The organism is Gordonia sp. (in: high G+C Gram-positive bacteria), assembly GCF_020438995.1.
Classification (GTDB): Bacteria; Actinomycetota; Actinomycetes; order Mycobacteriales; family Mycobacteriaceae; genus Gordonia.
The window spans coordinates 1-3,328 of sequence record NZ_JAGQTN010000007.1 but is presented as its reverse complement, the minus strand read 5'-3'; the positions used below and the strand labels follow the sequence as shown (position 1 = coordinate 3,328).

Here is a 3,328-nt window from a genome sequence, read left to right as displayed (position 1 = left end):
GGACTTCATCGGGATCGACGTCGACGACGAGGCAGGCGGGCCCGGCGGTGGTCAGCGCGTCGGCGCAGGCCGTGGCCAATTCGGCGGCATCGGCGGCGTGGAACACGCTGAGTCCGGGGAACATGGCCGCGACCCCGGCGGCGATATCGGTGGGTGCGAATCGATTGAGGCTGGGCGCATCTGGAAAGTAGAGGTGTTCGCGGGTCACGCACATCGCGTGCGCGTTGTTGTTGAGCACCACCAGAGTGAGCGGCGCGCCGTATTCGACGGCGGTGTGCAACTCCATCCCGTGCATGAAGAACGAGCCGTCCCCGGCGATGACAACGGTCGGCTTACCTGAGTCGAGGGCGCACCCGAGCCCGGCACCAATCGCGTGTCCCATCCCGCCCATGCCGAGCGCCACCCCGAACCGGAAGTCGCCGAACGGGAGATAGTGGATCGATGCCGCCCCGGTGTTGCCGGCGTCGGCGAAGACCGCGCAGCCCGTTGGCAGGTGGGTGCCGATCGTATCGATCACCGTGCGCATGTCGAGTGGGAGATCAGTGTCCGGCGTCCGGAGATAGTCGATCACGGCGGCCGGCGGCGCCGCGGGTGCGGCACCGATGTGTCCGGTCAGACTCTCGACGAAGGCGCTCAGGTCGGTACACGGAATGTGTTCGGTGACGGCGGATATACGGGGTCGCCACGCCCCCACGTGCACGATCGGCGTCGCCGCGGCGAGATCATCGAGGCCCGCGCGGTCCGTCAGCGACATACGGCAGCCCAGCACCAGCCACAGGTCGGCTTCGCTGAGTGCCTTATGCGCCGACGGATGACCCATCACCCCGGTCACCCCCGCGCACCGCCCGGTAGCACCGACGTCACGTCCACCGGGTGAGACGACGACCGTCGCCCCCAACGAGGTGGCGAGGGCGTCGATCGGTTCGCGAAGCCGGAGCCAGGATGCCTCCTCGCCTGCCCAGATACAGACGTGGCCCCCGTCGGCGACCAGTTCGGTGAGCCGGGCGGCCAGAGAATTGCTCTCGGGTGAGGAGTCCGGCGGGAGCGGTCGCGGCGGCGCGGCCGGGCGGGCCGGCGCGGCCTGGACGTCCTTCGGAATCACCAGCGCCGCGGGTAGTCCGCGATGCAGGGCGGTGACCACAACGGTGAATGCGGCGGCCAGAGAATCGGGGTCGTCGACGACCGCGTACGCTCCGGTGACCCCCGCGAGGACCGCGGTGAGGTCGATGGTGTCGGGCGGGGTCAGCATGTCCTGGAAACCGCCGCGGCCGACGGTCGGGCGCGGCGCGGTGCCGATCAGCGCCAGCACCGGTACGCGGCTGTCGTAGGCCTCGGCGAGCGCGGGCACGACGTTGAGCGCACCGCCACCGGAGGTGGTCAGTACCGCGCCGATTCCGCCGGAGATGCGTGCGGCCCCGTCGGCCATCGCACCGGCGGCGAATTCGTGTTTGGCGATGACGGGTGTGATGTCAGGGTGCCGAAGCGCCGCGTCGAAGATGTTCTCCGCGTTGGCGCCGTGCACCCCGAACAGCGTGGAGATACCGAGCTGCCGCAGCTGTTCGACGATCAGGTCGGCGACGGTGGTCGGCAGGTCGGTGGAAACTGTGCTCACCTCGGGCGTCAGTGGGTCGCCACGAAACGGTCCATCGTGCGTTCGGCGGTCGCAGCGATGGTCAGCGACGGGTTGACCAGGCCGACCTCGCCGGGCATGAATGCCCCGTCGACGACGTACAGGTTGTCGTAGCCGCGGACCGCGCCATTGAGGTCTGCGGCCTGGTTGATCACCACCCCGCCGAGTCCGTGGTACGTGCTTGCCGAGCCGAAGCCCGCGAGCCGCGACACGATCGGCACGCCGCCCGCACGCCGCGCGAAATGGTTGGCGAAAGAGTTGCCGCGCCGGTCGAGGATGCTGGTGTGTTCGGCGAACGGATAGTTCAGTTCGGCCGTCCCCGTCGACCGGTTGTAGTCGATGGTGCCGCGCTCGGGACTGAACACCTGAATCAGGTTGGTGGTCAGCAGTTTTCCGGTGGGGTACGGCAGCGGGGTGGAGTGGTACACCATCGAGACCGGGCCGCCGGGAAAGTCGTCGTCGTAGAATCGCCCGTATCCGGGGCCGCCCTGGACCGGTCCGTAGTCGTCGGTCAGACCCGTGCGGGCGGTGAGGAAGTCGCCGTTGGCGCCGAATCCGTCGCCGATCTTGCCCGACAACTTGGGCAGATGACCCTTTGCCCTGGCCTCGACGAGCAGCCGGGTGGTGTGGAACGAGCCCGCACCCAGGAACACGTAGTCGACGTCAGCGGTGACGATGCGCACGGTGCGGTGCTGGTAGTCGATCTCGCGGGCTTTGACGACGAACCCGGGCCGGTTGCCGCGGGGCCGGATCTCGAACACCTCGTGCATCGGCTTGATGGTCACGTTGCCGGTGCGTTCGGCAGCCGGCAGATAATTGTGGTCGGTGGAGTTCTTGGCTCCGCTGTTGGCGCCGAACCCCATCTCACCGATGCTGAATGACGGCGTGGCCCGACCCGCGAGCTCGGCACGCACGATGTCCCAGTCGACCGCGTATTCGAAGGTACGCAGGTGCGCACCGTAGCGGCGCACCGTCTTGGCCCACGACCGGGCGCCGACATAGTTGGGGTGGGCGAGGATGTCGGCGGGCAGCTTGGACGCGTTGAGCATCTTCAGGGCTCGCGGATAGTACACGCGCTTGAGTTCGTCATAGCCGGTGCCACCGGGAAAGACGTGCTCGAAGTCCTGCTTGCGGGGAGTCGAGGTGAAGGCGCCGAAGACGAGCGAGCCACCGCCCACACCGGCGCCGTACACCGAGTCGATGCCGTTGCCTTTGATCTGATCGAGCAGACCCGGGTACTTGGCGACGGGGATTCCCGCCGGTCCGCCGAGGCTGACCTGGCCGGCGAACCACGATGCTCGGCCGTCGAGCTTGGTGATGGAGGGGAATGTATTGCCGTCCTTGCGGATATCCCAGCGCCGGCCCCGCTCGAACACGGTGGTCCGGAATCCTGCCTGGCCGAGCCGGAGTGCGGCGACGGAGCCGCCGAATCCGGTGCCGATGACGGCGGCGGTCTTGCCCGCTCCGCCGGGCACCGCGGTGGCGGGGGTTCGGGTGGAGCCGAGCGCGCCGAGGGCGCCGAGGGCTGCGGTTGCCTGCAGGACTCGCCGACGAGAGACCGTCGCGGTCCGGACGCTTTCAGAGGTCACCAGGAGAACGTACCCAAGGTGACACTAACTTAGGAAGTCCTAAGCAATGCTCAGGTGTGCAATGGGATTTGCAGTGCACGGCAGGTTGGTGAATTGATTTGCATCGTTG

At 67.9% G+C, this 3,328-nt stretch carries 2 protein-coding genes; both read right to left on the bottom strand.

Going from position 1 to position 3,328, the window contains the following annotated elements; genetic code table 11:
• On the bottom strand, window positions 1–1,612 hold a 1,612-nt coding region (locus KDB67_RS00455), incomplete at its 3' end, for a thiamine pyrophosphate-binding protein (protein WP_291011000.1).
• An 8-nt stretch (window positions 1,613–1,620) separates the two neighbouring features.
• The gene (locus tag KDB67_RS00450; RefSeq protein ID WP_291010998.1) at window positions 1,621–3,219 is read right to left on the bottom strand and encodes a GMC oxidoreductase; all 1,599 of its coding nucleotides are present in this window, start codon (window positions 3,217–3,219) and stop codon (window positions 1,621–1,623) included.
• Window positions 3,220–3,328 lie beyond the last annotated feature (109 nt).